Source organism: Bradyrhizobium sp. STM 3809, assembly GCF_000239795.1.
In the GTDB taxonomy this organism is placed as follows: domain Bacteria; phylum Pseudomonadota; class Alphaproteobacteria; order Rhizobiales; family Xanthobacteraceae; genus Bradyrhizobium.
Genome location: NZ_CAFJ01000768.1, coordinates 1 through 4,298, shown reverse-complemented (window position 1 = coordinate 4,298; position 4,298 = coordinate 1). Strand labels below are relative to the sequence as shown.

At 51.5% G+C, this 4,298-nt stretch carries 3 protein-coding genes; all 3 read right to left on the bottom strand.

Going from position 1 to position 4,298, the window contains the following annotated elements:
* Positions 1 to 182: 182 nt before the first annotated feature.
* A complete protein-coding gene (locus BRAS3809_RS36370; protein WP_008966293.1) occupies positions 183 to 1,229 on the bottom strand; it encodes a hypothetical protein in 1,047 nt (348 codons plus the stop codon).
* Complete coding sequence (locus tag BRAS3809_RS36365; protein WP_139017498.1) at positions 1,226 to 3,325, bottom strand: ORC-CDC6 family AAA ATPase; 2,100 nt, start codon at positions 3,323 to 3,325, stop codon at positions 1,226 to 1,228. Before BRAS3809_RS36365 ends, BRAS3809_RS36370 begins: the two co-directional genes overlap by 4 nt.
* The coding region (locus tag BRAS3809_RS36945; RefSeq protein WP_008966291.1) for a metallophosphoesterase family protein at positions 3,322 to 4,298 on the bottom strand (977 nt) is incomplete at its 5' end. The genes BRAS3809_RS36945 and BRAS3809_RS36365, both read right to left, overlap by 4 nt.

Here is a 4,298-nt window from a genome sequence, read left to right as displayed (position 1 = left end):
GGCGGCCACCGCATCTCCCGCTCCACGGTCCGTGACGATCGCGAAACGCCCCTTCAGCGAGCGGAAGACGGCGGGGAGCATCGATCTGATTTGCCCGACGACACAAGGCCGGAGTTGCCCGACGGGATGCGGCAGATTGGCACGACGGGCAGTTTGGGCGGGGGGCGTGCCGCCGGGGTAAGCTAAACGACGTAAGCGTTCGGCTCAAACCGATCCTCAATTTCAAAGCCTAGTACAGAGCCATTCGGCTCAACATCAAGCATCGTATATCGCTTGGGTATTCGACAAATTACCTCCATTCGGCTTTGACTCAAAGCAGCTATGCCAAGCGCCAAAGCGTGAGTTTTTGAGCCGATCGCAAGAGCTGTGATCGTGTCAGCTGAAGACTCTTTGCAGAAGTCGATCGCGTATCTCGTAGTACCAATGACGTCACCTAGCGAGAAGTTCACACGTTTAAGATTCGGCTCCTTCTTTAGTTCATTCAGCGCGTACTGCTCGCTTTTAGGGAGCTTATCCGGCGTCTGTACTTCGCTCTCAGAGATCATCATCAGCCCTAAGCGCCTTGGCTCGTATTTTTCTATAAACGGCAAAGTTAAACCAACCTCGCCGCCCAAGGCCACCAAGACGTCTCTCTCATTTGGAATCGTACTTTCAGACTCAAAAAATGGAACTGGTAGCGATTGCCAGACTCCCTCGGACGTTATGCTCCCGCTAGACTTTACAGGAGATGCAGCGGCATGCTGCTTGCTCAATGGATATCGTCCCTCTGCATACACGCAGTCGAAGCGAGCGAAATAGTTCTGTCGAAACCCGAACCCTATAAGTAGAAGAATGTAGGACTTCGGTATGCAGCTAATGTCGCAGAGAACCCTCAGTGGTCTCTGGGCGAGAGTGAGCTTGGATTGTAAAAACTCGTCTATCTTCTGAACATTGCTAGGGAAAGAAGTAGAGCTATCTAGTTCAACGAGAATACAGGAGTCGGACGACTTTGCGAAAAGCTTCACTTGTTCATTCTTAAGTTCCGCCGCGCGCGAATTGCTGGCTGAACTGAACTTCAAGAGATGAAGCTGCGGAAACTTGCGTTTTAGCTTCTCGATTGCGGTGGTTCCCCGACTCTCCCAACTCAGTGCTGAAAGAACTAAGTCATATTCGCGCGTGACAAATGGCGAGAGATCGTCAGACCGCTGACGAAGCAAAATGTTCGCGCTGGCAAAAGCTCCTTTAGTCACGATTCATTGTCCCAATCGAAAGACAGCTCGCTTTGGTCAAATGTGTTCGGGTTGGAGGACATAGAGTCGGCCCACAAGGACGGATCCACAGGGCTGCTGCGATCGCATAGCTGCCAAATCTCTGAGGCCGATATGGCGACGGGCTCGTACGGTCCGCGGTATGAAAATCCGTAATATGGAGCTAAGCGTCGATGTAGTCTGAACCGCAAAATATGCCCAAGTTTAACATCCTTATCTAATTCTTGATTGGTCGGTTCGACCATTCTTACATAGCCCGCGATCTCGGCTTGCCGGATAACGTTAAGAACCGTCCGCTCGCGCTTCGCGATGTCATCCGATCTATCCGTTCTGGTTGTTTCGAACCTAACCTGAAATACGCCACGCTCGGATCGGCCCAGAACGCTCGGATCGCGATGGTCAGATTGGAGCAGGGCTGTGTATCTGCCTAAGCCTTCTATGAGTCTCAGAACGACGTCGAAATCTCGCTCTCCGCGGGCGCTTACGCCTGCATGATAGGCGCTGCTTGCCTTATAAATTCCGTTTGTTTGAACGTCGGCCGCGATAGCGGTCCTCGCCAGCGCGAATCTATCCAGACTCTCTTGGCTGTAAGCGATTGACTTCTGCTTTTTGGCGTAGCCCTCATAAATGAATCCCAGAATTTCCAAGAAGTCTCGGATCGAGCCGTCTGATAAAGAAAGTATTATGTTCGCTCCCGCTAGAGGAATCCGCTTCGTTTTAAGCGCGGAAGCTAGATGAAGAAGTGCAGCATTCTGCTTTCGCCGAAGCCAAGCTTCTCCTGCTCGATCGCGAACCGACAGCGTACGCCGTTCCAGGTCGCTCTCGTCTACTTTGTTGAAAGACGTCTTGAATGCGTCGGATTGTCCCTGCCAATGAAGTAGAACGTATGTTTGATATAGGGGAGGGGAAGCTGTTGAATTCCGCTGGCCACCTCGCTCTAACGCTAGCTGAACAGTCTTGGTGTTTTCCAGTAGGCGGGTTGCAATCGGACTAGCTGAGCGGCGCAGCATTTGTTCCATTAGGTCGTTTACATTCCGTGACCCGAGTCTGGTTTCCAGTGGGAAAAAATCTTTTAAGTCGCCGACGTTCCTCGCGTTCCGGGCCTGCTCAGATACTGAGAACATAAGGCGTAAACTGACTACTGCTTGGCAAAGTTCGCGGAAGTCAGTGTCTTTTCGAGAGTCGAGCGATATCACTCGCCGATCGGCGTCGGTCAATGGCTGTTGCTCCAGATATGTGCGGCTATTTTCGAAGAGGGAGCCAACATAGCTTACAACCCAGGATACTGGGGCCTTCGAATTGCGGACCAGCGTATTCAAGCTGACTTGCTGTGCAGTACTCAACACTTCGCAGTCGTCAAGGCAAAACTTAAAACCGGAGGGGCGTGTAGTCTCAGAGCCGACAAGTCTTGTTGCGCTTGATAATCGTCCTATTAGAAAGGCCAGAAGTTCGCCCGGTTCACGGGGCGGAAGACGAGTGTCAATAGCAGTAATTGTGCCCCGCACGGAGGCGGCGTTCATTTCTCGGACAACGTCTCGAAGTAATCGAGCGAGCTCGTAGAAGGTTGCTGTCCCCGATTCCGCGAAGCTGTTCAGTCGGGTAAACTCGTTGAGAAAAGCGGAGGTGATCTGCCTCTCGTCCTGCGGCGAGAGACTTAATAACGTTTGCGATCGCAGCTCATGGCATGCCTGTAAGGCTCGTTCGCAACAGGTTAGCTCGACCAAAAGCGAGAAGAAGCGGTGGAATTCAAGTTCCGGCGATGGGGCCTGAGGGTATGTCGCTTTCCAGTCGACGAATGACATTGCTACGGTGAGGTGGTCTGGAAAACGAATATAGATACCGATACTTTTGAAGTCCTCTAATTTTTTCTGGATGCGAAGAGATGTATTCTTTGCCAGGTCTTCCCAGCAGATACTCTTTAAGAGGGTGGTCTTTCCGCTGCCCCGGCTCCCGCTTACGTATATTGATTTGTCGTCAGCTAAATGGTTGGCTGTCCGAGTATACCAAATCAGTTGCTTGCCGTCGGGCTGGTGCTCCCAGCGAGTGGGGCGGAATGGATTAAGAGGGAGCATTGTCATACGCGTGCTCCGACAATCCAATTGTAGGATGCGAGTTCGTAGTTATAAATTTCAATTCGACCATCTGAAAAGAGGAGTTCCAAAGCTTCCTCGAGTTCTTCTTCAACGTTTGATGCAAAGATTGCTTTGGCCTCTTCTATTAGTTGATTCCAGTACAATTCCTTGTGTTTCAGTAAAAGACTATAGAGAGGAGCGAGCGAGTCGTTGTGCGACCTTCGTCGTGAGCCAATAAGCGGAATGTTGACGGGCTTCTGCTGCTTTAAATAGCCACCTTGGTCGAATCGCCATTTGATAATCCGGCATGTCAGGGGCAGTGATGTTCTCGTAAATATAAGCTCGATGACGTTAAACCCTTTGACAATCTCTGGAGCTGCTATTGAAGCAACTACATTGCCGCCGGGCCGTTGAAGAAGTTCAATTGGGTCTTGATGAATGTGCCCGTGAAGATAAAGTACCGGCACGTCGAGTTCCTCAAGTGCGCCCCGAACTGCGCCTGAATTAACGAGTTCCGTATACGGCGCGAGCCTCGTTAGGCGCTGCGGCAAGAGGTTATGGTGTGCTGCGACAACTAGGACGGGGCAATCGCTTGCGTTCGGGATTGCGTTGATTAGCTTCTCGATTGTGTCGTTGGAAAACGCGGGAGTGTCAAACTGTCGATCGTAGTACGCAGCGATCTGTTTGTCTGGCTGTCCTCGAGAAAGTGCTTTTTCGATCGCGTCTTGTACGTCATCTCGGAATTCGGCCGGTATGAACTCCTTTGATCCGCATCCCCAACAACTATTTAGCAATACAAGCCGAACGGCTGCATCCCCTGCAGAGAATGTGAGCCAAATCGGATCGGTAACGGGAATGCTCGGCAGCCCTTCACTGGCGAGCGCCGCCACCAGAGGCTTGAATTTAGCGGTAAAGCTTGCGTTCTTTGCTAGGGCTCGGTCAATGTCGTGATTGCCCGGGATTATGCCAAGCGGCATAT